The 22,687-nt window shown below is 73.9% G+C and carries 18 protein-coding genes and 1 tRNA gene; 16 read left to right on the forward strand and 3 right to left on the reverse strand.

The genetic code is table 11. From position 1 onward, the window contains the following. The first annotated feature begins 167 nt into the window (after positions 1 to 167). The gene (locus tag ACFYYR_RS30705; RefSeq protein WP_388860877.1) at positions 168 to 1,604 is read left to right on the forward strand and encodes an NAD-dependent malic enzyme; all 1,437 of its coding nucleotides are present in this window, start codon (positions 168 to 170) and stop codon (positions 1,602 to 1,604) included. Between the two features lie 334 nt (positions 1,605 to 1,938). Next, entirely contained in the window at positions 1,939 to 2,220 is a 282-nt protein-coding gene (locus tag ACFYYR_RS30710) for an HU family DNA-binding protein (RefSeq protein ID WP_351512681.1), read from the forward strand. Positions 2,221 to 2,434: 214 nt separating this feature from the next. On the opposite strand, the gene murA is transcribed toward ACFYYR_RS30710, so the two are convergent. Beyond that, positions 2,435 to 3,778 carry a UDP-N-acetylglucosamine 1-carboxyvinyltransferase gene (gene murA, locus ACFYYR_RS30715; RefSeq protein ID WP_351512683.1) on the reverse strand — a complete coding sequence of 448 codons (1,344 nt, stop codon included), beginning with the start codon at positions 3,776 to 3,778 and terminating at the stop codon, positions 2,435 to 2,437. Between the two features lie 242 nt (positions 3,779 to 4,020). On the opposite strand from murA, the gene ACFYYR_RS30720 reads away from it, so the two are divergent. From ACFYYR_RS30720 to ACFYYR_RS30750, 7 genes are all read left to right on the forward strand, one after another. Continuing rightward, positions 4,021 to 4,599, forward strand: coding sequence for a YqgE/AlgH family protein (locus tag ACFYYR_RS30720; RefSeq protein ID WP_388860881.1), 579 nt, complete (start codon positions 4,021 to 4,023; stop codon positions 4,597 to 4,599). Positions 4,600 to 4,628: 29 nt separating this feature from the next. Beyond that, positions 4,629 to 4,922, forward strand: a complete 294-nt coding sequence (locus ACFYYR_RS30725; RefSeq protein WP_351512686.1) for a DUF3039 domain-containing protein — start codon at positions 4,629 to 4,631, stop codon at positions 4,920 to 4,922. A 689-nt stretch (positions 4,923 to 5,611) separates the two neighbouring features. Next, the gene (locus ACFYYR_RS30730) at positions 5,612 to 6,508 is read left to right on the forward strand and encodes an FAD binding domain-containing protein (protein WP_351512687.1); all 897 of its coding nucleotides are present in this window, start codon (positions 5,612 to 5,614) and stop codon (positions 6,506 to 6,508) included. After that, the gene (locus ACFYYR_RS30735) at positions 6,505 to 8,892 is read left to right on the forward strand and encodes a 2Fe-2S iron-sulfur cluster-binding protein (protein WP_388860885.1); all 2,388 of its coding nucleotides are present in this window, start codon (positions 6,505 to 6,507) and stop codon (positions 8,890 to 8,892) included. Before ACFYYR_RS30730 ends, ACFYYR_RS30735 begins: the two co-directional genes overlap by 4 nt. Positions 8,893 to 9,031: 139 nt before the next feature. Beyond that, positions 9,032 to 11,347 (forward strand): xanthine dehydrogenase family protein molybdopterin-binding subunit, encoded by a 2,316-nt coding sequence (locus tag ACFYYR_RS30740; protein ID WP_388860888.1) that lies wholly within the window; start codon positions 9,032 to 9,034, stop codon positions 11,345 to 11,347. Positions 11,348 to 11,517: 170 nt separating this feature from the next. Next, the gene (locus tag ACFYYR_RS30745; protein WP_388860891.1) at positions 11,518 to 11,703 is read left to right on the forward strand and encodes a hypothetical protein; all 186 of its coding nucleotides are present in this window, start codon (positions 11,518 to 11,520) and stop codon (positions 11,701 to 11,703) included. Further along, the gene (locus tag ACFYYR_RS30750; RefSeq protein WP_388860894.1) at positions 11,693 to 12,433 is read left to right on the forward strand and encodes a hypothetical protein; all 741 of its coding nucleotides are present in this window, start codon (positions 11,693 to 11,695) and stop codon (positions 12,431 to 12,433) included. Before ACFYYR_RS30745 ends, ACFYYR_RS30750 begins: the two co-directional genes overlap by 11 nt. 141 nt (positions 12,434 to 12,574) lie before the next feature. Here ACFYYR_RS30750 and ACFYYR_RS30755 read toward each other — a convergent pair. After that, positions 12,575 to 12,646, reverse strand: a tRNA-Cys gene (locus ACFYYR_RS30755). A gap of 177 nt (positions 12,647 to 12,823) precedes the next feature. Beyond that, positions 12,824 to 13,696 carry an alpha/beta fold hydrolase gene (locus tag ACFYYR_RS30760; RefSeq protein WP_388860897.1) on the reverse strand — a complete coding sequence of 291 codons (873 nt, stop codon included), beginning with the start codon at positions 13,694 to 13,696 and terminating at the stop codon, positions 12,824 to 12,826. Positions 13,697 to 13,855: 159 nt separating this feature from the next. On the opposite strand from ACFYYR_RS30760, the gene ACFYYR_RS30765 reads away from it, so the two are divergent. The 7 genes from ACFYYR_RS30765 to ACFYYR_RS30795 all read left to right on the forward strand — a co-directional run bounded on the left by ACFYYR_RS30765 (position 13,856) and on the right by ACFYYR_RS30795 (position 22,675). Beyond that, positions 13,856 to 14,761 (forward strand): LysR family transcriptional regulator, encoded by a 906-nt coding sequence (locus tag ACFYYR_RS30765; RefSeq protein ID WP_388860900.1) that lies wholly within the window; start codon positions 13,856 to 13,858, stop codon positions 14,759 to 14,761. Between the two features lie 80 nt (positions 14,762 to 14,841). After that, positions 14,842 to 15,483 (forward strand): cysteine dioxygenase, encoded by a 642-nt coding sequence (locus ACFYYR_RS30770; protein WP_388860903.1) that lies wholly within the window; start codon positions 14,842 to 14,844, stop codon positions 15,481 to 15,483. Beyond that, complete coding sequence (locus tag ACFYYR_RS30775; protein WP_388860906.1) at positions 15,483 to 16,538, forward strand: YeiH family protein; 1,056 nt, start codon at positions 15,483 to 15,485, stop codon at positions 16,536 to 16,538. The genes ACFYYR_RS30770 and ACFYYR_RS30775 overlap by 1 nt, the downstream gene beginning before the upstream one ends. A gap of 327 nt (positions 16,539 to 16,865) precedes the next feature. Then, on the forward strand, positions 16,866 to 18,428 hold the full coding sequence (locus tag ACFYYR_RS30780) for an MFS transporter (RefSeq protein ID WP_388860909.1): 1,563 nt from the start codon (positions 16,866 to 16,868) through the stop codon (positions 18,426 to 18,428). A gap of 303 nt (positions 18,429 to 18,731) precedes the next feature. Next, entirely contained in the window at positions 18,732 to 20,519 is a 1,788-nt protein-coding gene (locus ACFYYR_RS30785) for a DEAD/DEAH box helicase (RefSeq protein ID WP_388860912.1), read from the forward strand. 563 nt (positions 20,520 to 21,082) lie between these two features. Further along, positions 21,083 to 21,724: a helix-turn-helix domain-containing protein gene (locus ACFYYR_RS30790; RefSeq protein ID WP_351512722.1), complete on the forward strand. Its 642-nt coding sequence runs from the start codon at positions 21,083 to 21,085 to the stop codon at positions 21,722 to 21,724. 162 nt (positions 21,725 to 21,886) lie between these two features. Then, positions 21,887 to 22,675, forward strand: a complete 789-nt coding sequence (locus ACFYYR_RS30795; RefSeq protein WP_388860916.1) for a PDZ domain-containing protein — start codon at positions 21,887 to 21,889, stop codon at positions 22,673 to 22,675. The last annotated feature ends 12 nt before the right edge of the window (positions 22,676 to 22,687 follow it).

Genomic DNA, 22,687 nt, shown 5'->3' on the forward strand with positions numbered 1-22,687 from the left:
CCGGTGAGGCCCGGCGCGGCCGGCGTCTCCCGGCCCGCTGTACGGGGCTCGGGGCGTCATGGCTGGTTACCGTGTACCGGCTGGTAGGTGCGACGATCGTACGGCGCGTCCCGGTATCCCTGTGGTCGCGCGTCACGCGAAACAAGGGAAAGCAGAGGAAGTCCGCCATGGCAACGGCGCCCAGCGTCTCCTACTCGATGACCGTCCGGCTGGAGGTGCCGGCGAGCGGCACGGCCGTCAGCCAGCTCACCACGGCCGTGGAGTCCTCCGGGGGCTCGGTGATCGGTCTCGACGTCACCGCTTCCGGCCACGAGACGCTGCGGATCGACGTCACCGTCGGCGCGACCTCCACCGCGCACGCCGACGAGATCGTCGAGAAGCTGCGCGGCATCGAGGGCGTCCACCTGGGCAAGGTCTCCGACCGTACCTTCCTGATGCACCTCGGTGGCAAGATCGAGATGGCGTCCAAGCATCCCATTCGCAACCGTGACGACCTCTCCATGGTCTACACCCCGGGGGTCGCCCGGGTGTGCATGGCCATCGCCGAGAACCCCGAGGACGCGCGCCGCCTCACCATCAAGCGCAACTCCGTCGCCGTCGTCACCGACGGCTCGGCGGTCCTGGGCCTGGGCAACATCGGCCCCAAGGCCGCCCTGCCGGTGATGGAGGGCAAGGCCGCCCTCTTCAAGCGCTTCGCCGGGATCGACGCCTGGCCGCTCTGCCTGGACACCCAGGACACCGACGCCATCGTCGAGATCGTCAAGGCCATCGCCCCCGGCTTCGCGGGCATCAACCTGGAGGACATCTCCGCGCCGCGCTGCTTCGAGATCGAGGCCCGGCTGCGCGAGGCCCTCGACATCCCGGTCTTCCACGACGACCAGCACGGCACGGCCATCGTCGTGCTCGCCGCGCTCACCAACGCGCTCCGGGTGGTCGACAAGGCCATCGGCGACGTGCGGGTCGTGATGTCCGGCGCCGGCGCCGCGGGCACGGCCATCCTCAAACTGCTGATCGCCGCCGGAGTGCGGCACGCGGTGGTCGCCGACATCCACGGCGTCGTGCACGCCGGGCGCCCCGACCTGGTCTCCGCCGACCCGGAGTCCCCGCTGCGCTGGATCGCCGACAACACCAACCCCGAGGGCGTCACCGGCACCCTGAAGGAGGCCGTGGCCGGTGCGGACGTCTTCATCGGCGTCTCGGCGCCGAACGTGCTCGCGGGCGAGGACGTCGCCGCGATGGCGGACGACGCGATCGTCTTCGCGCTCGCCAACCCGGACCCCGAGGTGGACCCGGCCGTGGCCCGGCAGACCGCCGCGGTGGTCGCCACCGGCCGCAGCGACTTCCCCAACCAGATCAACAATGTGCTCGTCTTCCCGGGCGTCTTCCGCGGCCTGCTCGACGCGCAGTCACGCACGGTGAACACCGAGATGATGCTGGCGGCCGCCGCGGCGCTCGCCGATGTGGTCACCGAGGACGAGATCAACCCGAACTACATCATCCCCAGCGTCTTCAACGACAAGGTCGCGGGCGCGGTCGCGGGTGCCGTCCGGGACGCCGCCAAGGCGTCGGAACCGGCCGTGACCGGGGCCACCGGGGAGCAGTAGGCCGCGTCCGGCAGGCCCGGGCACGGCGCGTCGCGTGACTCCGGGCCGCCGTGGCCCCCATAGGGTGACGGGGGCAGAAAAGGGTCGCACACCCTGAAGCGATGCCCTGCGGTGCGCTGCCGGGAGTGGACGGAGCGTCACAAAGTGAGGCAGTGGCGCTTTCCGTGTGACTCTCGAGGGTGCCGGATTGGCTTTCCCGCCTCAGGTGGGGGCAGGATGCGTATCGCGGGCGCGAGGGTCTGGCTTCAGACCCGGGTCCGGGGACTGTCCGAGGGCCCTGGCAGCATCGGCTTCGATCTCACGCCTCATTGGCAAGATGAACACGGGAGTAACTATGAACCGCAGTGAGCTGGTGGCCGCTCTTTCCGAGCGCGCCGAGGTGACCCGCAAGGACGCGGACGCCGTCCTGGCCGCCCTCGCCGAGACCATCGGTGAGGTCGTCTCCAAGGGCGACGAGAAGGTCACCATCCCCGGCTTCCTGACTTTCGAGCGCACCCACCGTGCCGCTCGCACCGCGCGTAACCCGCAGACCGGCGACCCGATCCAGATCCCGGCCGGTTACAGCGTGAAGGTCTCCGCGGGCTCCAAGCTCAAGGAAGCCGCCAAGGGCAAGTAAGGCCACGCAGACAACGCAGAGGGCGGCCACCCCTTCCGGGGTGGCCGCCCTTCGTCGTGCGTGCGGGGCCGTGCCGTCGGGCCGCGGCGCCGGGCCGGTGCGGGCCCGGCGGGGCCCGCCGCCGGTCACCGGCGCCAGGGGCCCTGATCACGGCCCTGGGCCCCGTCCGGCTGCCGTGGGCGCCCGAGGGCGGCCCGGCAGCCGGACGGCGGGCTCAGGCGCCCGTGGAGCCGCCCGGGAGCTCGACCTTCGCGCCCAGCTCCACCAGCTTGCTCATGAAGTTCTCGTAGCCGCGGTTGATCAGGTCGATGCCGTGCACCCGGGAGGTGCCCTGCGCCGCCAGCGCCGCGATCAGGTACGAGAAGCCGCCGCGGAGGTCCGGGATGACCAGGTCGGAGCCCTGGAGCCGGGTCGGGCCGGAGACGACCGCCGAGTGCAGGAAGTTCCGCTGCCCGAAGCGGCAGGCGGAGCCGCCCAGGCACTCGCGGTAGAGCTGGATGTGCGCGCCCATCTGGTTCAGGGCGGAGGTGAAGCCCAGCCGCGACTCGTACACCGTCTCGTGGACGATGGAGAGCCCGGACGCCTGGGTCAGGGCGACGACCAGCGGCTGCTGCCAGTCGGTCTGGAAACCGGGGTGGACGTCGGTCTCCAGCGCGATCGCGTTCAGCGGGCCGCCCGGGTGCCAGAAGCGGATGCCCTCGTCGCCGATCTCGAAGGCGCCGCCGACCTTCCGGAAGGTGTTGAGGAAGGTCATCATCGAGCGCTGCTGCGCGCCGCGCACGTAGATGTTGCCCTCGGTGGCCAGCGCCGCGCTCGCCCAGGAGGCCGCCTCCAGGCGGTCCGGGAGCGCGCGGTGGTTGTAGCCGCCGAGCTTGTCGACACCGGTGATCCGGATGGTCCGGTCGGTGTCCATGGAGATGATCGCGCCCATTTTCTGCAGGACGCAGATCAGGTCCTCGATCTCCGGCTCCACGGCGGCGTTCGACAGCTCGGTGACGCCCTCGGCCAGCACGGCCGTCAGCAGCACCTGCTCGGTCGAGCCGACCGACGGGTACGGCAGCCGGATCTTGGTGCCGCGCAGCCGCTGCGGGGCCTCCAGGTACTGGCCGTCCGCCCGCTTCTCGATGACCGCGCCGAACTGGCGCAGCACGTCGAAGTGGAAGTCGACCGGACGGCCGCCGATGTCGCAGCCGCCCAGGCCCGGGATGAAGGCGTGGCCGAGCCGGTGCAGCAGCGGGCCGCAGAAGAGGATCGGGATGCGGGAGGAGCCGGCGTGGGCGTCGATGTCGGCGACATTGGCGCTCTCCACCCGGGACGGGTCGAGGATCAGCTCGCCGGACTCGTCACCCGGCCGGACGGTCACGCCGTGCAGCTGGAGCAGCCCGCGGACGACGCGGACGTCGCGGATGTCGGGCACATTGCGCAGCCGACTGGGCTCGCTTCCCAACAGTGCGGCGACCATGGCCTTCGGCACGAGGTTCTTCGCGCCGCGGACACGGATCTCGCCCTCGAGCGGGGTGCCGCCGTGGACAAGCAGGACATCGTCGGTGCCGGTCATGGATCTCGCGTTCCTGGAGTTGGGCAGTGGCCAAAGGGAAATGGTAAGGGCCGAGTGGCCCTGTCCCGTAAGGGCGGGAACGCCACGGTCACGTCATGAACGTGTGACAGCACGCTCCGTCCACCACTCGCGCCGCTGGGTCACCGGGCGCGCCCCCGCTGCCGCCGTACGCCCCGTGCTGCCATCAGCCACGTAGCCCGGTTGACTCCCCGCGCGGGGCGAACGTGCGGGATCATGTGCTCATGACCGAGGTGTCCTCCCTCACAGGACGGCTGCTGGTGGCGACACCGGCGCTGGCCGACCCGAACTTCGACCGCGCGGTGGTGCTGCTCCTCGACCACGACGACGAGGGGTCGCTGGGGGTCGTCCTGAACCGGCCGACACCGGTGGGGGTCGGCGACATCCTGGAGTCCTGGGCCGAGCTGGCCGGGGAGCCCGGTGTGGTCTTCCAGGGCGGTCCGGTGTCGCTGGACTCGGCGCTCGGCGTGGCCGTGGTGCCCGGCGAGGCCGGAGCGGTCGTGGGGGAGGGGCCGCTGGGCTGGCGGCGGGTGCACGGGGCGATCGGGCTGGTCGACCTGGAGGCGCCCCCGGAGCTGCTGGCGGCGGCCGTCGGCTCGCTGCGGATCTTCGCCGGTTACGCGGGCTGGGGGCCCGGCCAGCTGGAGGAGGAGCTGGTCGACGGCGCCTGGTACGTGGTGGAGTCGGAGCCCGGTGACGTGTCCTCGCCGGACCCCGAGCAGTTGTGGCGGGCGGTGCTGCGGCGGCAGCGCAACGAGCTCGCGATGGTGGCGACCTACCCCGACGACCCGAGCCTCAACTGAGCAGGGCCGCGTTGAGTACCCTTGCCGATATGAGCACTCTTGAGCCCGAGCGCGGGGCAGGGACCGGCACCCTCGTGGAGCCGACGCCGCAGGTGTCGAGCGGTGACGGCGACCACGAGCGCTTCGCCCATTACGTCCAGAAGGAAAAGATCATGGCGAGCGCGCTGGAAGGCACGCCCGTCGTCGCACTCTGCGGCAAGGTCTGGGTCCCGGGGCGCGACCCCAAGAAGTACCCGGTGTGCCCGATGTGCAAGGAGATCTACGAGTCCATGGGCGCCGGCGGCGACAAGGACAAGGGCGGCAAGGGCGGCGACAAGAAGTAACGGCCGCCCGCCCGGCGGACGCCGGGACGCAACTGGGCTTCCACGGCCCCCGGGTGCGCGCTGAGGCGCGCCCGGGGGCCGTCCGCGCTCCCGGCGGGGCCTCCCGTCGGTACCGGGGCGCCGTCGCCCCGTGACCGGGCCGGCCGTGGTCCGCGGGCGGGCTCCGGCGGTGAACGGCGCTCGGGCGGGCGGGGGTTCCGGGCCCCGTTCTCGGGTTCCGTCTTCCGCCGCTGGGCCACGCCGGGCCGGGCCGGTTTCACCCGGCGCCGCGCCGCGCGGCGGTGGGGGCCTGCGCCGTGGGCGACTTGGCGCCCCGGGCCCGGCGCACCCGTTCCCCCGGCCGCGCTCCCGGTGGGCGGTCCCGCACGGCCGTGACGCGGTGCTCGGACGCCCGATCGAGGGGGCGCCCCCGATCGTGTGAGCCGGAGCGGAAGGTGGCCGTCCGTGCGCCGGACCCCTGGGACCGTTGTCTCCGCCGCGGAGGAATTCGTACAAGGTTCCCCGAAGATGGCAATGCGCACGCACGGGTGACAGGGGAAGAAAACGGACCATTGGTCGGGTCGGTGCGGAACCGCCCTTCGCGGACCCTCGCGTCGGGGACCGGTGAACATGTGCCAGAGTTGCCACGTCCGGGCTGTGAGCACGTACCGTACGGCGAACAGGCGGGACACCGGGAAGGGGCAGCTGGGTTGACCACGCACGCACCGCATGCGGCGCAGACGGTGACGTTGCCGGTCTCGCTGGACGAGGCCGTCGCGGCGCTGTCCGCCATGCCCGCCGCCGTACCCGTCGCGGGCGGCACCGACCTCATGGCGGCCGTCAACTCCGGTCTGCTGCGCCCCGCGGCCCTGGTCGGCCTCGGCCGGATCAGCGAGATCCGCGGCTGGCAGTACCAGGACGGACACGCCCTGCTCGGCGCCGGACTCACCCACGCCCGCATGGGCCGCCCGGACTTCGCGGCGCTGATCCCGGGGCTGGCCGCCGCGGCCCGCGCCGCCGGTCCGCCGCAGATCCGCAACGCCGGAACCCTCGGCGGCAACATCGTCTCCGCCGCCCCGACCGGTGACGCCCTGCCCGTGCTCGCGGCCCTCGAAGCCACGCTGATCATCGCGGGGCCGGAGCGCGCGCGGCGGGAGATCCCGGTCAGCCATCTGCTCGCCGGGATGGAGATGCTCGGCCCCGCCGAACTCGTCGGCTTCGTCCGGGTGCCGCTGCTGCACGCCCCGCAGACCTTCCTCAAGGCGACCGGCCGCACCGGGCCGGGCCGGGCCACCGCCTCCGTCGCCGTGGTGCTGGACCCCGCCCGCCGCGGGGTGCGCTGCGCGGTGGGCGCGGTCGCCCCGATGCCGCTGCGCCCGCTGGAGGCCGAGCGCTGGGTCGCCGGACTCATCGACTGGGACGGCGACCGCGCGCTGGCGCCCGAGGCCTGCACGGCGTTCGGCGAGTACGTCGCCGCGGCCTGCATCCCCGACCCGCCCCCGGCGGCGGACGGCTCGGACCCCCCTGCGCTGCCGCCGGGAGTGCTGCATCTGCGTCGTACGGTGGCGGCACTGGCCCGCCGAGCACTGGGGAGGGCTCTCGCATGAGTTCCGAGGAGCAGCGGCAGCCGGGGCAGCCGCACGACCCCGACCCGCAGCAGGGCTGGCAGCCGCTGCCGCAGGGCGAGTACGACATCGAGGCCACGGCGTTCGTGCAACTGCCGGAGGGCCTCCTCGACATGGTCGCGATGCCTCCCGGCAGCGACCCGCTGGCGGCGCCCGGCCACGGCTACGTCCCCCCGCCGATAACGCCCGGGACCGCCGGCGGTGACTCCGGCGCGCCCGCGCACCCGGCGCCGCCCGCCGACCCGGGCGCCGGGCAGTGGACGATGCCGTTCGGCGACGGCGCCGCGCCGCACCATCCGGCGCCGGAGACCCACTGGCCCGCGCCCGGCGAGGAGCGGCCCTCGTACGGCGCCGCGCACGACACCGGCTGGACCGGTCCGAACGCCGAGGGCCCCGCCGGTCCGTGGACGGTCCCCCCGGCCGCCGACGACATCCCGGACGAGTCCGGCGAGTACCTGCTCCGGGACTCCGGCGGAGCGGGCGGCACCGGCCAGTGGCAGGTTCACGGGGCCGCGAGCGGCACCCGGTGGGACGCGGAGCGCGACGGCACCGCCCCCGCGCCGGACGCCCCGTGGCACTACGCACCCCAGGAGCAGCACGGGTCGCCGCACCCGGGCGCCGCTTCCCCCGGGCAGCACCCCGCTCCTCCCGAGCAGCACCCCGGGGCGCCGGACGGCTCCGCCGGGCACTGGAACACCGCCGGCCGGGACACCGGCCACTGGACCGTCCCCCGGGACGCGGACCCGGCGGACCGGGATGCCCCGGGCGCCTACCGTCCCGACGGCGTGACCGCGGACGGGCCGGCCCCCGGGCCGCACGCACCCGGTTCCCCGGACGACGGCGGCCGTCCGTACGACGACCACGGCAGCGCCTACTGGGAAGCGCGCGGCACGGCCCCCGCGGTGCCCGGCACCGGCGCGCCGGCCGGCCCGAGGCCGCCGGAGCCCCGGGCGGGTGACGCCTGGCCGGCCGCCCCGCAGGTCGAACTGCCGGGCCCGCGCGACGGGTTCGGCACCGACGTGCCCTCCAGCGGCTCGTATGGCGGCGGTCTGCCGGCCGGGGCCCCGTGGCCGGACGCCGGCGGCGGCCACCGGCCCGCCCCGGAGCACCCGGAGCACGCCGACGCCGCCCCGCGGTCGGACGCCCCGGCTCCCGGGCACGACCCGGCCGGTCACGCTCCGGCTGCCGGTCACGCTCCGGTCGCCGGTCACGACCCGGAACCCACGCACGCCCCGGACTCGCCTCAGGCCGCGGACGCCCACCCTGCGGACGCCCATGCCGCGGACACCCACGCCCCGGACACCCACGCCCCGGACTCCACCCACGAGGCGGCTGCCGCCGGCGAACCGGCCGCACGGCCGACGGACGCCGGGACCGCCGCCGGCACCCCCGCGGCGGGGGACCACGACGCCGAGGGCGCCGCTCCGGGCCACGGATCCGCGAACCCGGCCGCCGGGCCCGCTCCGGCCGGTCCGGGCGACACCGTGCCCGACGGCACCCGGCTTCCCGGTGCCGCTCCGGTCTCCGACGCCGGTCCGGTCTCCGACGCGACGCCGGTCGACGGCGCGCCGGTCCCCGGCGGCGCAACCGCTCCCGGCGGCGCGCCGGCTCCCGGCGGTGACTCCGTGGCCGCCGCTGACGGCCCGGCCGGAGCGGGGGAGCCGGGCGACCCGGCCCACCCGGCCGCTCCGGACGCCGCCGGACCCGACGCGGCACCGCAGGACGAGCCCGCGGCGTACGACCCGCACAGCGAACACCCGTACGCCTCCTACCTGTTGACGGTCAACGGCACCGACCGGCCCGTCACCGAGGCCTGGATCGGCGAGTCGCTGCTCTACGTCCTGCGGGAGCGGCTCGGCCTCGCCGGGGCCAAGGACGGCTGCTCGCAGGGCGAGTGCGGGGCGTGCTCCGTGCAGGTGGACGGCCGGCTGGTCGCCTCCTGCCTGGTGCCCGCCGCGACCGCCGCGGGCTGCGAGATCCGCACCGTCGAGGGGCTGGCCACCGACGGCGCGGCCTCCGACGTGCAGCGCGCGCTCGCCGCCAAGGGCGCCGTGCAGTGCGGCTTCTGCGTGCCCGGCCTGGCCATGACCGTGCACGACCTGCTCGAGGGCAACCACGCGCCGACCGAGCTGGAGACCCGGCAGGCGATCTGCGGCAACCTGTGCCGCTGCTCCGGCTACCGGGGCGTCCTGGACGCGGTCCGCGAGGTCGTCGAGAACCGGATCGAGGCGGCGGAGGCCGCCGGCCCGGCCGACGAGGCCCCGGACGGCACCCCGCCCGGCCCGCAGGCCGACACCACCCGCATCCCCCACCAGACGGGCCCGTACGGAGGGGCCACCGATCCCTCGACGGGAGGACCCGCGTGATCCCCCCGCGCGCCCGCCTGCGGAGCCCGGCCCCCGGGGCCACCCGGCCCGCGCACGCCGCGGCCGGTGACCCCACCGCTCCGCCCGGCACGGCGGCCCGCCCCCAGCAGACCTTCAGCGGCAGCGGAAAGGCAGCGTGATGACCGGTCCCGACGCGGCCACCGCGACACCGGCCGGCGGCACCCCGGTGCCGCCCGAACTCCCGGCGCACGGCATCGGAGCGTCCCTCCCGCCCGCCGACGCGCTCGCCAAGACCGCGGGCACCTTCCCGTACGCGGCCGACCTGTGGGCCGAGGGCCTGCTGTGGGCCGCTGTGCTCCGGTCCCCGCACCCGCACGCCCGCATCGTCGCCATCGACACCTCGGGCGCCGCGGAGATGCCGGGCGTGCACGCCGTCGTCACCCACGAGGACGTGCCCGGCGACGCCTGCCACGGCCGGAAGATCGCCGACCGGCCGGTCTTCGCCAAGGACCTGGTCCGGCACCACGGCGAGCCGATCGCCGCCGTCGCCGCCGACCACCCCGACACCGCGCGCCTGGCCGCCGCGGCCATCGCCGTCGAGTACGAGGTCCTGGAGCCGGTCACCGACCCGGAGCGGGCGTTCTCCGCCGAACCGCTGCACCCCGACGGCAACCTGGTCCGGCACATCCCGCTGCGCTACGGCGACCCGGACGTGAACGGGGAGGTCGTCGTCGAGGGCCTGTACCGGATCGGGCGTCAGGACCCGGCGCCGATCGGCGCCGAGGCCGGGCTCGCGGTGCCGCGCCCGGACGGCGGCGTGGAGATCTACACCGCCTCCACCGACCCGCACACCGACCGCGACCTCGCCGCCGCCTGCTTCGGACTCGACCGGGACCGGGTGAAGGTCGTCGTCACCGGTGTGCCGGGCGCGATGGGCGACCGCGAGGACCCGGGCATGCAACTGCCGCTGGGGCTGCTCGCGCTGCGCACCGGCCGCCCGGTGAAGCTCGCCGCGACCCGCGAGGAGTCCTTCCTCGGCCACGCCCACCGGCACCCCACGCTGCTGCGCTACCGCCACCACGCCGACGCCGACGGCCGGCTCGTCAAGGTGGAGGCCCAGATCCTGCTCGACGCGGGCGCCTACGCCGACGACTCGTCCGAATCGCTGGCCGCGGCGGTCGCCTTCGCGGCCGGCCCGTACGTGGTGCCGCACGCGTTCGTCGAGGGCTGGGCCGTGCGCACCAACAACCCGCCCTCCGGCCACGTCCGCGGCGAGGGCGCCCTGCAGGTGTGCGCCGCGTACGAGGGCCAGATGGACAAGCTCGCCGCCAAGCTCGGCATGGACCCCGTCGAGCTGCGGCTCCGGAACGTCCTGGCCACCGGCGACCTGCTGCCCACCGGCCAGACCGTGACCTGCCCCGCCCCGGTGGCCGAACTCCTCGAAGCGGTACGGGACGCCGAGCTGCCCGCCCTGCCCAAGGACGCCCCCGAGGAGGACTGGCTGCTGCCGGGCGGCCCCGAGGGCGCGGGCGAGCCGGGCGCGGTGCGGCGCGGCGTCGGCTACGCCCTGGGCATGGTGCACATGCTGGGCGCGGAGGGGACCGACGAGGTCTCCACCGCGACGGTCAAGGTCAACGGCGGTGAGGCGACCGTGATCTGCGCGGCCGTCGAGACCGGACAGGGCTTCACCACCCTCGCCCGTCAGATCGTCCAGGAGGTGCTGGGCATCGAGGAGGTGCACGTCGCCTCCGTCGACACCGACCAGCCGCCGGCCGGCCCGGCCTGCCACGGCCGGCACACCTGGGTGTCGGGCGGCGCGGTCGAGCGTGCGGCGAAGATGGTCCGTACCCAGCTGCTGCAGCCGCTGGCCCACAAGTTCGGCATGTCCACCGAGCTCCTGACCATCGCCGACGGCAAGATCACTTCCTACGACGGGGTGCTCAGCACCACGGTCGCGGAGACGCTGGACGGCAAGGAGCTGTGGGCCACCGCGCAGTGCCGCCCGCACCCGACCGAGCCGCTGGACGAGACGGGCCAGGGCGACGCGTTCGTCGGCATGGCCTTCGCCGCCGTCCGGGCCGTGGTGGACGTGGACATCGAGCTGGGCTCGGTGCGCGTCGTGGAGATGGCCGTGGCCCAGGACGTCGGCCGGGTGCTCAACCCGCGTCAGCTGGCGGCCCGGATCGAGGCGGGCATCACCCAGGGCGTGGGCGCGGCGCTGACCGAGAATCTGCGCACCTCGCGCGGTGTCGTCCGCCACCCGGACCTCACCGGCTACGCCCTCCCGACCTCGCTGGACGCCCCCGAGATCCGGATCGTCGAACTGATCGAGGAGCGGGACGTGGTGGCGCCGTTCGGAGCGAAGGCCGCGAGCGCGGTACCGGTGGTCACGGCCCCGGCCGCGGTGGCGGCGGCGGTCCGCGCGGCCACCGGCCGCCCGGTGAACCGCCTCCCGATCCGCCCGCAGGCGGCGGTGGCGGCGGCGCCGCAGTAGTCGCGCGTCATCAGGGGCGGCGTGCGCCTTTTCCGCGCGCCACCCGACTGCTCGGTGTCTACGCGGGAAGACTGGTAGGTGACCCACCCGGGTGACAATCCCCGGTCCTTGCCGCATCGTTGTCAGTGGGGCCTGGTTCACTGGGCCTCATCGACAGTGGGGAGCGCAGTATGCCGACAGTGATTCACCGGACTCCGACGGAGCTACGGGACCAGCGCGCGGCGCTCCTCGCCGAGGTGAACATGGACTACGAGGAGCTTCGGGAGCGTGCGGAGACCTACAGCCTGAGCATGGCCGAGCTGGAGGTTTGGCACACCATCGAGGGCATCGACTACCTTCTGGCGGGTGACTGCTGAAGGGGCCTTCGCCCTCGATGACTTGGCGGCCGAGTTCGCCAACAAGCTCACCGCGTTGACCCGGGGAGTCCTCGGCGAGGATTCCCCGCAGTTCCACGCCGTGAATGCAGGCTCGCGCATCCGCGTCTCGCCGATATCCGATACCGAGCGGGTGCACCGCATCCCCATCACCATCGGCGGACAGCCGAGGCTCAGCCTCATGGCCTGCTACTACTGCTGTTGGGACGGCTCCAGCACCTTCCTGGCGACGGACAAGGCCAACCTGCACCTCTTCTACGAGAAGGGGTCCGAGCCGCTGCTGCGGTTCGAGTACGAGCGAACGTGGACGGACCCGCCCGGCGCTCACATCCAAGTGCACGCGCACCGTGACGAGATGGCGTACCTGCTGCGCTTGGCCGACTCGGGCAGGCCCGGGTTCGCGATGAAGCGGGACAAGCTGCCTCGCCTGGCGGAAATGCATCTTCCGGTGGGCGGACATCGCATGCGTCCGTCGCTGGAGGACGTTCTGCTCTTCCTGGAGAGGGAGTTCTCGATCGATACCCGTCCGGGCTGGCGGGCGGTGGTCGAGGAGCACCTCGTGGACTGGCGGCTGATGCAGATGAAGTCGGCTGTGCGGGACGCACCGGAAGAGGCTGCCGAAACTCTCCGCCTTCTGGGGTACACCGTGGAGCCGCCGAAGGTGGTCCGACCCCGTACGGAACGTGATGTCACCAAACTCTTCCTGCCGTGAGGAGGAAGCCTGGTCCGAACGGTCTGGGGTCCGAAGCGCTCGCGGGGGACGCTCCACGCCACACAGGTGGTTCTCGGCCCTGGACAGCGATGGGGCGGCCCTGTCGGGACCGCCCCATGCTCGCCTGTGATCGGGCGGGAGAGGCCGTGGCGGGAATCGAACCCGCGTAACTCGCTTTGCAGGCGAGTCCCTGAACCACTCGGGCACACGGCCGTGCCGGGCTGTTGATAACGACCGTACGGCGCCGGAGTGGGGCGCTCAACGGTTCGGTGCACGGTGCCATACGACTGCCATATGCCGTTCACAGTCGGCCCGGCAGGGGCGTCCGACACCCCGGTCCGGCCCCTGTCCGGCGGCCCCCTGCGGCCTCCCCGGTACCCACCCCCGGCTTCACGCCCGTGGCGTCGTGAGGAACTCCTCCACCAAGGGGCGCAGCGTCTCCGGTTCGTCCACCCAGGGGTAGTGGCCCACGCCGGGGAGGACGCGCAGGGTGGCGTGCCGGAAGGAGTCCGCGACCAGTTCGCCCGCGCGCAGGCCGGTCACGGCGTCCAGTGCGCCCGTCACCACCAGGACCGGGCAGTCCGGTTCGGACAGGCGGGCGAGCAGGGCGCGGCGGGCGGACTCGTCGACGCCCTGCCAGAAGCCGGCCCGGGGGACCGGGTTCAGCTGCCCGGCCTCCGCGTGGGCGTGCGACTGCTGGGCCTCGTCCCAGCGCGCGTACGCCATGGGCGCGACCCGCAGCAGCAGCTCGCGCACCTCGTCGAGGTCGGAGACCTCGGCGAGCTGCCGCAGCGCGGCGGCGGCATCCGGCCACCAGGGTTCGTCCCGCCGGGACTCGAAGATCTCCCGGGCGTCGTCGGGGAGTTCGCCCTGCAGCCGGGCGCCGGGGTTGAGCAGGATCAGGTGGCTGAGGCGCTCTCCGTGGGCGGCGGCGTACGCCTGGGCCGTGGCCGTGCCCGCGTCGTGGGCGAGCAGGGCGAACCGTTCCAGCCCGAGGTGTTCGCGCAGGGCCTCCACGTCCTCGGCGAGGCGCGGGAAGGCGTAGTCGGAGGCGTCGGACGCGGCGGGGGAGTCACCGGTGCCGCGGGCGTCGGGCAGGACGAGCGGCCGGTGGCCGTCGAGTCCGCCGAGGCTCCCGAGGTAGGCGGCGTCCCGGGCCGGCCCGCCGGCCAGGCAGACCAGCGGGGGCGCGGCCGTGCCGTCGCGGGCGTCGAGCACCCGGTAGGAGAGTTCGGTGTCGTCGTACGAGCGGAAGTGCGGCATAGGCATCAGGGTGCCCGATCTGCGACGGCGTACGTCCGGATGCGGGGGCATCCGGGTGGGGTGTCGCCGGCCCGTGTCCCCGGCCCCGGACGGTGAGGCGGCTGAAAAGCGTCGGATGCGGATTCTTCTGCGATCCCAAAATCCGCTTATGATTCCTGCGTGTTCGAATCGCGGCACATCAAGACGTTTCACGAAGTGGTCAGGACGGGGTCGTACTCCGCGGCGGCTCGTTCTCTCGGTTACACCCAGCCCGCCATCACCCAGCAGATGAAGGCGCTGGAGCGCTCGGTGGGCACCCCGCTGTTCACCCGCGCGGGCCGGGGCGTGCGGCTGACCGAGGCCGGTGAGGCGATGGCCCGGCACGCCGGCGTCATCCTGGAGAGCATCTCCGCGGCTCAGGAGCAGATGAACGCCATCACCCGGCTGCGTTCGGGGCGGGTGCGGGTCTGTGCGTTCCCCAGCGCCAGCGCCACGCTGATACCGGAGGCCATGGCGCGGCTCTCCGCGGAGCATCCCGGGGTGCGGGTGGAGCTGCTGGAGGGGGAACCGCCGGATTCGCTGCGGCAGTTGGTGCGCGGCGAGTGCGACATCACGCTGGCGTTCAGCTACCCCGGCCTGCACGACGACGTGCCGGAGGACCTGGTCGAGGTCCCGCTGATGGAGGACCTGCTGACGGTGCTGCTGCCGGCCGGCCATCCGCTGGCCCGCCGCAAGGCGGTGCATCTGGCGGACCTGCGGGACGAGCGCTGGATCGCGGGCTGCCTGCGCTGCCGCGCCAACTTCCTGCACGCGTGCGCGGAGGAGGGGTTCGCCCCGGACATCGCGTTCACCACCGACGACAACCTGGTGGTGCAGAGCCTGGTCGCGGCCGGGGTGGGCGTCGCGATGATGCCGGCGCTGGTGCTGTCGTTCCTCTGCCACACCAAGGTGACGGGGCGCGCGGTGGAGCCGCACACCCGCCGCCAGGTGTCGGCGTACGTGCTCCGCGAGCATCTGCGGATTCCGGCCACCGCCCTGGTCCTCGACCAGCTCAAGGCGGTGGCGGAGGCGCGCGTCGGCTGCTGAGCCCGTTATAAGCAGACGTTGGGGTCAGGCGTATAAATCGTCGTTGGACGTGATGGGTCGGGCGGCCCGACGCTGCGTGTATGACCCCTGCGACCGCTGCCCGCACCGCCACCGACCGGACGACCACCGGCCGGACCACCTCCACGGTCCGGACACCGGCCACCGACCGCACCGCCGCCGTCCCCGTTCGCGGCACGGCCCGGCTGCACCGACTCGTGGAGGACGTGCGGGAGGCCGTCGGGCGCGGTCTGTCCCCCGAGTTGACGGCCCACCTCGTCTCCGAGGCGCTGCGGCCGCACATGGGGGCTCCCGACCTGCTCACCGAGGAGCAGCGGCAGAGCGACCCCGAGACCTACCGCCAGCATCTGCTGCACGCCGAGCCGGACGGCAGCTTCTCGGTCGTCGGGCTCGTCTGGTTGCCCGGGCAGCGCACCTGCATCCACGACCATGTGGCCTGGTGCGTCGCCGGAGTGCACGAGGGCGAGGAGTGCGAGCGCCGCTACCGGCTGGTGCCCGACGGCACGTCGGCGCGGCTGGTCCCCATCCAGGACGTGGTGAACCCGCAGGGCGAGGTGTGCGGCTTCGCGCCGCCCGGCGACATCCACCGGGTGTGGAACGGCGCGACGGACCTGGCGATCTCGATCCACGTCTACGGCGCGGACATCAGCCGGCTGGGCACCAGCGTCCGCCGGGTCTACGACCTCCCGGAGGACGACCAGTAGTGGCACTCCTCAGGGAACGCCCCACTGCCGGTCCGGGTCCGGCTCCCGTCGCGACCGTCGCCGCGCATCCCAAGGTCACCGGGCTGGCGGTCGCCTGTCTCGGCACGGCGGCGGCCTGGGCCGTCCACCGGCTGGTGCCTGCCGTGCCGCTGCTGACCGCGGCGATCGTGCTGGGCATCGCCGCCGCCCATCTGCCCGGGCTGCGCGGGCTGGTGCGCGGCGTGGCCAAGCCGGGGCTGTCGCTGGCGGGGAAGCGCCTGATGCGGCTCGGCATCGTGCTGCTGGGCCTCAAGCTGAGCCTGAACGACGTGCTGGGGCTGGGCTGGGCGACCGTGGTGATGGTCCTCGCCGTGGTGGCCGCCACCTTCTTCGGCACTCTGTGGCTCGGCCGCCGGATGGGCCTGCGGGGCGACCAGCCGCTGCTGGTGGCCACCGGCTACTCGATCTGCGGCGCGTCGGCCATCGGCGCGGTGAGCGAGGTGTCCGACAGCGACAAGGAGGACGTCGCGACCTCCGTGGCCCTGGTGACGCTCTGCGGCACGCTCGCCATCGCCGTGCTGCCGCTGCTCCAGTACCCGCTCGGGCTGAGCGATCCGCAGTTCGGCCGCTGGGTCGGCGCGGGAGTGCACGACGTCGGGCAGGTCGTGGCGACCGCACAGACCGCCGGCCCCGGGGCCCTGGGGGAGGCGGTCCTGGTCAAGCTGATGCGGGTGGCCATGCTCGCGCCGCTCGTGGCCGGCGTGGCCGTGCACATCCGGCGGCGCGGCAAGGCGGCGGGCCGCACGGAGGGACGCCGTCCGGCGCTGGTGCCGCTGTTCGTGCTGGGCTTCCTGGCGATGGTGGCCCTGCGCAGCACCGGGGGAGTGCCGGTCTCCGTGCTCGACGCGGCGCAGATCGCCCAGGAACTCCTGCTGGCCACCGCGCTGTTCGCGCTGGGCAGCGCGGTCCACCTGCCCACGCTGGCCCGGACCGGAGGCCGGGTCGCCGCGCTCGGCCTGTGCTCCTGGGTGGTGGTGGCGGGGGTGTCGTACGCGGGGGTGCTGCTCACCACCTGAAGGCGGGCGGAACCACCCGACGACCACCCCAGGGACCGGTGCGCGCGGGCGGACGGCGCGCCTACGGCCACGGCCGCGGCCCGGTACGGAGGGACGGGCCGCGGCCGGAGGGGGCTTCCGCGGACTCGCCACGGGCTGCGGCTCCTCCCTTGGTCGCGGCGACCTCTTTCCTTGGCCACGGCGACCTCTTCCCTTGGTCACCGCGACCTCCTGCCGCGGTCACCGCGGCCTCCTGCCTCGGCCACCTCGTGGCCTAGGACCGAAGTCCGACCCGATCACCGTCCCGCGGCAGGTGTCGGACCGTCAGGGCGCTCCTACGCTGGCGCAATGACCGCATTCGACCAGGGGGACGACACAGTGGCCGATACCGCCGATACCGCCGGTGCCCCCGAGGGCACCGGCGTTCCCGGTTCCGGGGCGGCGGACAGAAGTCCCGTCCCGGAGGGAAGTACCGCCCCGGCCGGCGGCCCCGCGCCGGACGAGACCGTCCTCGGGAGGCGCTTCCGGGCGCTCACCCTGGGCATCATTTCCGTGGTCTCGCTGATCGCCTTCGAGGCCAGCGCGCTCAACACGGCCCTGCCCGTCGCCGCCCACGCCCTGGACGGCATCGCCCTCTACGCGTACGCCTTCTCCGGCTACTTCACCGCCAGCCTCTTCACCATGGTCCTGTCCGGCGAGTGGTGCGACCGCCGGGGACCGCTCGTCCCGCTGTTCACCGGGATCGCGGCCTTCGGCACCGGGCTGGTGCTGGCCGGTGCGGCGCAGGCCATGTGGATCCTGGTCGCGGGCCGCTGCGTCCAGGGGGCCGGGGGCGGGCTGGTGATCGTCGCCCTGTACGTGGTGGTGGGCCGGGCCTACCCTGAGCGGCTGCGCCCGGCCGTGCTGGCCTCGTTCAGCGCCGCCTGGGTGCTGCCCGTCATCGTCGGCCCCCTCGTCGCCGGTACCGTCACCGAACAGTTCGGCTGGCGCTGGGTGTTCCTCGCCATTCCGGCGCTGATCCTGCTGCCGCTCGCCGTGATGCTGCCCGCCCTGCGGGGGCTCCCCGCCGGGGACCGCACCCCGGCCATGGACCGCCGCCGGATCCTCTTCGCCCTCGCCGTCGCGGCGGGCGCCGGTCTGCTGCAGTACGCGGCGCAGGCCGTGCCGTCCGGCGGGGTGGGCCCGGCCGCGGTGGCTGCGGCGGCCGCCGGGCTGCTGCTCGTCGTCCCCACCATCCGCCGGCTGCTGCCGCGCGGTACGTTCCGGGCAGCCCGCGGGCTGCCCGCCGTGATCCTGCTGCGCGGGGTGGCCGCCGGGTCCTTCCTCGGTGCGGAAACGTTCGTTCCGCTCATGCTCGTCACCCAGCGCGGACTGACGCCCACCCAGGCCGGGCTCTCCCTCACCGGCGGTGGGCTCACCTGGGCGCTCGGCTCGTACGTCCAGTCCAGGAGCCGGATGGAGCCCCACCGGGAGCGGCTCATGACGCTGGGCACGACGCTGATGGCCCTCTCCATCGCCGGTTGCGCGCTCGCCCTCGCCGAATCGGTGCCGGCCTGGACGGTGGCCGTCTGCTGGATGGCTGGCGGCTTCGGCATGGGCCTGACGATCTCCAACGCGAGCGTGCTGCTGCTGGAACTGTCCCGCCCGGAGGAGGCGGGCAGCAACTCCGCCTCCCTCCAGGTGTCCGACGCGCTGGGGTCGATCACCCTGGTCGGGCTCAGTGGTGTGGTCTTCGTCGGGCTGGGCGGGGGTTCGCTCGCCACGGGGGCGCATGCGGTGTCCGGGGCGGCCGGCGCCGGTGCGGGCCGCCCCGCGGCGTTCGCCGCCGTGTATCTGGCGATGGCGGCGGTTGCCCTGATCGGCGCGTACATCACCACTCGGCTGCGGCCCGCGCCCGAACGGGCGGGCTGAGCCGGGCCGGTGGCCCTCATCGCCGCCGGCGGGAGCGCGGGGCCGGTCCCGGGCGTTCTCCGATCCTCGTCGTGGCCGTGGCCGTGGCCGTGGCCGTGGCGGATGCGGAACGCGCGGCGGCGGCTTCCGGCCGTTTCCCGCGGCTTCCGGAGGCTTTTCGGGACGCGTTCCGGCCGGGACCGACAGAAGCGGATGTGAGCTGGATCCCACCCCGGGGCAGCTGAGGGGCGCACCCGCGGAGCGCGCCCTCGGCACCGGTAGGCTGACGCGGTTCCCGATCGCCGAGCCAGCCCGACGGAGACCGTGACTACCACCACCGCCAACCACCACCTCTCGCCCGCCTTCCCCGGCCGCGCCCCCTGGGGTACGGCCAACAAGCTGCGTGCCTGGCAGCAGGGCGCGATGGACCAGTACATCGAGAAGCAGCCGCGGGACTTCCTCGCGGTGGCGACACCCGGCGCGGGCAAGACCACGTTCGCGCTGACCCTCGCCTCCTGGCTGCTGCACCACCACGTCGTGCAGCAGGTGACCGTGGTCGCGCCGACCGAGCATCTGAAGAAGCAGTGGGCGGAGGCGGCAGCCCGGATAGGCATCAAGCTCGACCCGGAGTACAGCGCGGGGCCGCTGGGCCGCGAGTACCACGGCGTCGCGGTGACCTACGCGGGCGTCGGTGTGCGGCCCATGCTGCACCGCAACCGCTGCGAACAGCGCAAGACGCTGGTCATCCTGGACGAGATCCACCACGCCGGTGACTCCAAGTCCTGGGGCGAGGCGTGCCTCGAGGCGTTCGACCCGGCGACCCGGCGGCTGGCGCTCACCGGCACGCCGTTCCGGTCCGACACCAACCCGATCCCGTTCGTGCAGTACGAGGAGGGGAACGACGGCATCCGCCGCTCCTCCGCCGACTACACCTACGGCTACGGCAACGCGCTCGGCGACGGCGTCGTCCGCCCGGTCATCTTCCTCTCCTACAGCGGCAACATGCGCTGGCGGACGAAGGCGGGCGACGAGGTCGCGGCCCGGCTCGGCGAGCCGATGACCAAGGACGCGGTGTCCCAGGCGTGGCGCACCGCCCTGGACCCGCGCGGCGACTGGATGCCGAATGTGCTGAAGGCCGCGGACCAGCGGCTCGGCGAGGTCCGCAAGGCGATCCCGGACGCGGGCGGGCTGGTCATCGCGTCCGACCAGGACTCGGCGCGCGCCTACGCGAAGCTGATCCGCGAGATCACCGGCAAGGGGCCGACCGTCGTCCTCTCCGACGACAGCGGCGCCTCGCAGCGCATCGACGACTTCAGCGCGTCCGAGGACCGGTGGATGGTCGCGGTCCGGATGGTGTCGGAAGGGGTGGACGTGCCGCGGCTGGCGGTCGGCGTCTACGCCACGACCATCTCCACACCGCTCTTCTTCGCCCAGGCGGTGGGCCGTTTCGTGCGGTCCCGGCGGCGCGGTGAGACGGCGTCCGTCTTCCTGCCCACCATCCCGATGCTGCTCGGTTTCGCCAACGAGATGGAGGTCGAGCGCGACCACGTCCTGGACAAGCCGAAGAAGGAGGGCGAGGAGGACCCGTACGCGGAGTCCGAGAAGGAACTCGCCGAGGCCGAGAAGCAGCAGGACGAGGACACCGGCGAGCAGGACGCGCTGCCCTTCGAGGCGCTGGAGTCGGACGCGGTCTTCGACCGGGTGCTGTACGACGGCGCCGAGTTCGGGATGCAGGCTCACCCGGGCAGCGAGGAGGAACAGGACTACCTGGGCATTCCGGGCCTTCTCGAACCCGATCAGGTGCAGATGCTGCTGCAGAAGCGGCAGGCCCGGCAGATCCAGCACAGCCGGAAGAAGCCCGACGAGGAAGCCGATCTGCTGGAGCTCCCGGCGGAGCGGCGGCCGATCGTCAGCCACAAGGAGATGCTGGAGCTCCGCAAGCAGCTGAACAACCTGGTCGGCGCCTATGTGCACCAGAGCGGCAAGCCGCACGGCGTGATCCACACCGAGCTGCGCCGGGTGTGCGGCGGGCCGCCGAGCGCGGAGGCGACGGCGGGGCAGATCCGGGAACGGATCAAGAAGGTCCAGGAGTGGGCCACGCGGATGCGGTGAGGTGCGGCTGACGGCTGACGGCTGACGGCTGACGGCTGACGGCTGCTGGTCGCTGGTCGGCGGTCGGGGGTGCGGCGAGGGGCGGTCGTCGGTCGCCAGTCGTCGGGCGTTGCTGTCGAGGCGTCGGCCGCCCGTGAGCCGGGGGCCGACCGCGGCTCCGCCGGCCGACGGCCGGCCGGTGTCCAGAGGTTGTGGCGGTGACCGAATCCGCGGGGCGGGGGAGTCCCGGACGCCCCGGAGGGGTGACCGGCGGCGCGGAAGCGGCTGCTCCGACCGGTCGTCACCAGGCGCTCAGCGGTCGGCCTCGGGCCCGATTCCCTGTCCGGAGCGGTCCGCAATGCGCGTAAACCGACCGTGATATGCCCGGATTCTGGACGGACTCTTCCGCTCAGCGGGACCGCTCGCTAGCGTTCCGGTCTACCCCACACGCCCCGTGGCAACGCCGCCGCGGAGCGCAGCCGGTGCCATGCGACCGGCGGCCTCTCCGTGCGCTGCCGCTGGGACCGGCAGGGCCACCCACCGCGGGAGAGCGTCGCCCGTCACTCAGACGAGGAGGGGGCGTCGTGACCGCGGAGACGTCTCAAACGCTCGACCGGGGACTGCGGGTCCTCAAGCTGCTGGCCGATACCGACCACGGGCTGACCGTGACCGAGCTGTCCAACAAGCTCGGGGTCAACCGGACCGTCGTCTACCGACTGCTCGCCACCCTCGAGCAGCACGCCCTCGTCCGCCGGGACCTCGGCGGGCGCGCCCGGGTCGGGCTGGGGGTGCTGCGGCTGGGGCGCCAGGTGCATCCCCTGGTGCGGGAGGCCGCGCTGCCCGCGCTGCGCTCGCTCGCGGAGGACATCGGGGCCACCGCTCACCTCACCCTCGTCGACGGCACCGAGGCCCTGGCCGTCGCCGTCGTCGAGCCGACCTGGACCGACTACCACGTGGCCTACCGGGCCGGATTCCGGCACGCGCTGGACCGCGGAGCCGCGGGCCGGGCGATCCTCGCCGCCCGGCGGAACCCGGGCACCGACCCCGGCTTCGAGCTCACCCACGGCGAACTGGAGGCGGGCGCGAGCGGCGCCGCCGCCCCCCTGCTGGGGGTGACGGGCGTGGAGGGCAGCGTGGGCGTGGTCATGCTCGCCGACTCCGTACCGGAACGGGTCGGCCCGCGGGTGATGGAGGCGGCCCGGGAGGTGTCGGAGGCGCTGCGCTGACCGGGGGCGGCCCAGACCCAGGCCCAGACCCAGGTCCAGGCCTGCGGCCCCGGCCGCAGGCTCGCAGCGTCCGTCCACCCCGCATGTCGGCCGCTCCGCCGTCGCCGGGCCGGGGGCCGCCCCCTGCGACGTCCGCGCCCCCGGTGAACTAGATTCGTTCCCATGCCAGCCGTCTCTCCCCGCTCCCGGCTCCTCGCTGTCTGCGCCCTGCCCGTGACCGCGCTGTTCGCCGTGGCCGCGTTCGCCCCGCTGCCCTTCTCGATCGCGCAGCCGGGCATGACGGCGGATGTGCTCGGCAGCAACAAGGGCAAGCCGGTGATCACCATTTCGGGTGCCGAGACCCGGAAGACGGCGGGGCAGCTGCGGATGACGACGATCGCCGCGACGGGCCCGGACGCGCAGATCGGCCTGGGGGACGTGGTCGACGGCTGGTTCGACACGGACCGGGAGGTGCTGCCGCGCGAAGCGGTCTACCCGGTCGGTGAGAGCACCCAGCAGATCGAGAAGCACAACGTGCAGGAGATGCGGAAGTCCCAGGGCTCCGCCACCGACGCCGCGCTGCACCGGCTCCACCGTTCGCCCGACGACGTCAAGGTCACCCTGCGGCTCGCGGACGTCGGCGGGCCGAGCGCGGGGCTGCTGTTCTCCCTCGGCATCATCGACAAGCTCGACGGCGACGGCCGGGGCGGCGACCTCACCGGCGGCCGTACGGTCGCGGGGACCGGCACGATCACCGAGGACGGCACGGTGGGCGCGGTCGGCGGCGTACCGCTCAAGACCCAGGCGGCCCGGCGGGACGGCGCGACCGTCTTCCTGGTCCCGAAGGCGGAGTGCTCCGACGCGAAGTCCGGGCTGCCGAAGGGGCTCCGCCTGATCCCGGTCACCACGCTCGACGGCGCCCTCGACTCGCTGAAGGCCTTGAACACCGGCGGCCGGGTCCCGAGCTGCTGACTCACCCCAGCC

Origin of the sequence: Streptomyces sp. NPDC001922, from assembly GCF_042891165.1 — a bacterium.
In the GTDB taxonomy this organism is placed as follows: domain Bacteria; phylum Actinomycetota; class Actinomycetes; order Streptomycetales; family Streptomycetaceae; genus Streptomyces.

Excerpts from the sequence above, each read along its gene's own strand:
- ACFYYR_RS30705 (WP_388860877.1), top strand. The coding sequence starts at position 168 with ATGGCAACGGCGCCCAGCGTCTCCTACTCGATGACCGTCCGGCTGGAG.
- ACFYYR_RS30710 (WP_351512681.1), top strand. The coding sequence starts at position 1,939 with ATGAACCGCAGTGAGCTGGTGGCCGCTCTTTCCGAGCGCGCCGAGGTG.
- murA (WP_351512683.1), bottom strand. The coding sequence starts at position 3,778 with ATGACCGGCACCGACGATGTCCTGCTTGTCCACGGCGGCACCCCGCTC.
- ACFYYR_RS30720 (WP_388860881.1), top strand. The coding sequence starts at position 4,021 with ATGACCGAGGTGTCCTCCCTCACAGGACGGCTGCTGGTGGCGACACCG.
- ACFYYR_RS30725 (WP_351512686.1), top strand. The coding sequence starts at position 4,629 with ATGAGCACTCTTGAGCCCGAGCGCGGGGCAGGGACCGGCACCCTCGTG.
- ACFYYR_RS30735 (WP_388860885.1), top strand. The coding sequence starts at position 6,505 with ATGAGTTCCGAGGAGCAGCGGCAGCCGGGGCAGCCGCACGACCCCGAC.
- ACFYYR_RS30740 (WP_388860888.1), top strand. The coding sequence starts at position 9,032 with ATGACCGGTCCCGACGCGGCCACCGCGACACCGGCCGGCGGCACCCCG.
- ACFYYR_RS30745 (WP_388860891.1), top strand. The coding sequence starts at position 11,518 with ATGCCGACAGTGATTCACCGGACTCCGACGGAGCTACGGGACCAGCGC.
- ACFYYR_RS30760 (WP_388860897.1), bottom strand. The coding sequence starts at position 13,696 with ATGCCGCACTTCCGCTCGTACGACGACACCGAACTCTCCTACCGGGTG.
- ACFYYR_RS30770 (WP_388860903.1), top strand. The coding sequence starts at position 14,842 with ATGACCCCTGCGACCGCTGCCCGCACCGCCACCGACCGGACGACCACC.
- ACFYYR_RS30780 (WP_388860909.1), top strand. The coding sequence starts at position 16,866 with ATGACCGCATTCGACCAGGGGGACGACACAGTGGCCGATACCGCCGAT.
- ACFYYR_RS30795 (WP_388860916.1), top strand. The coding sequence starts at position 21,887 with ATGCCAGCCGTCTCTCCCCGCTCCCGGCTCCTCGCTGTCTGCGCCCTG.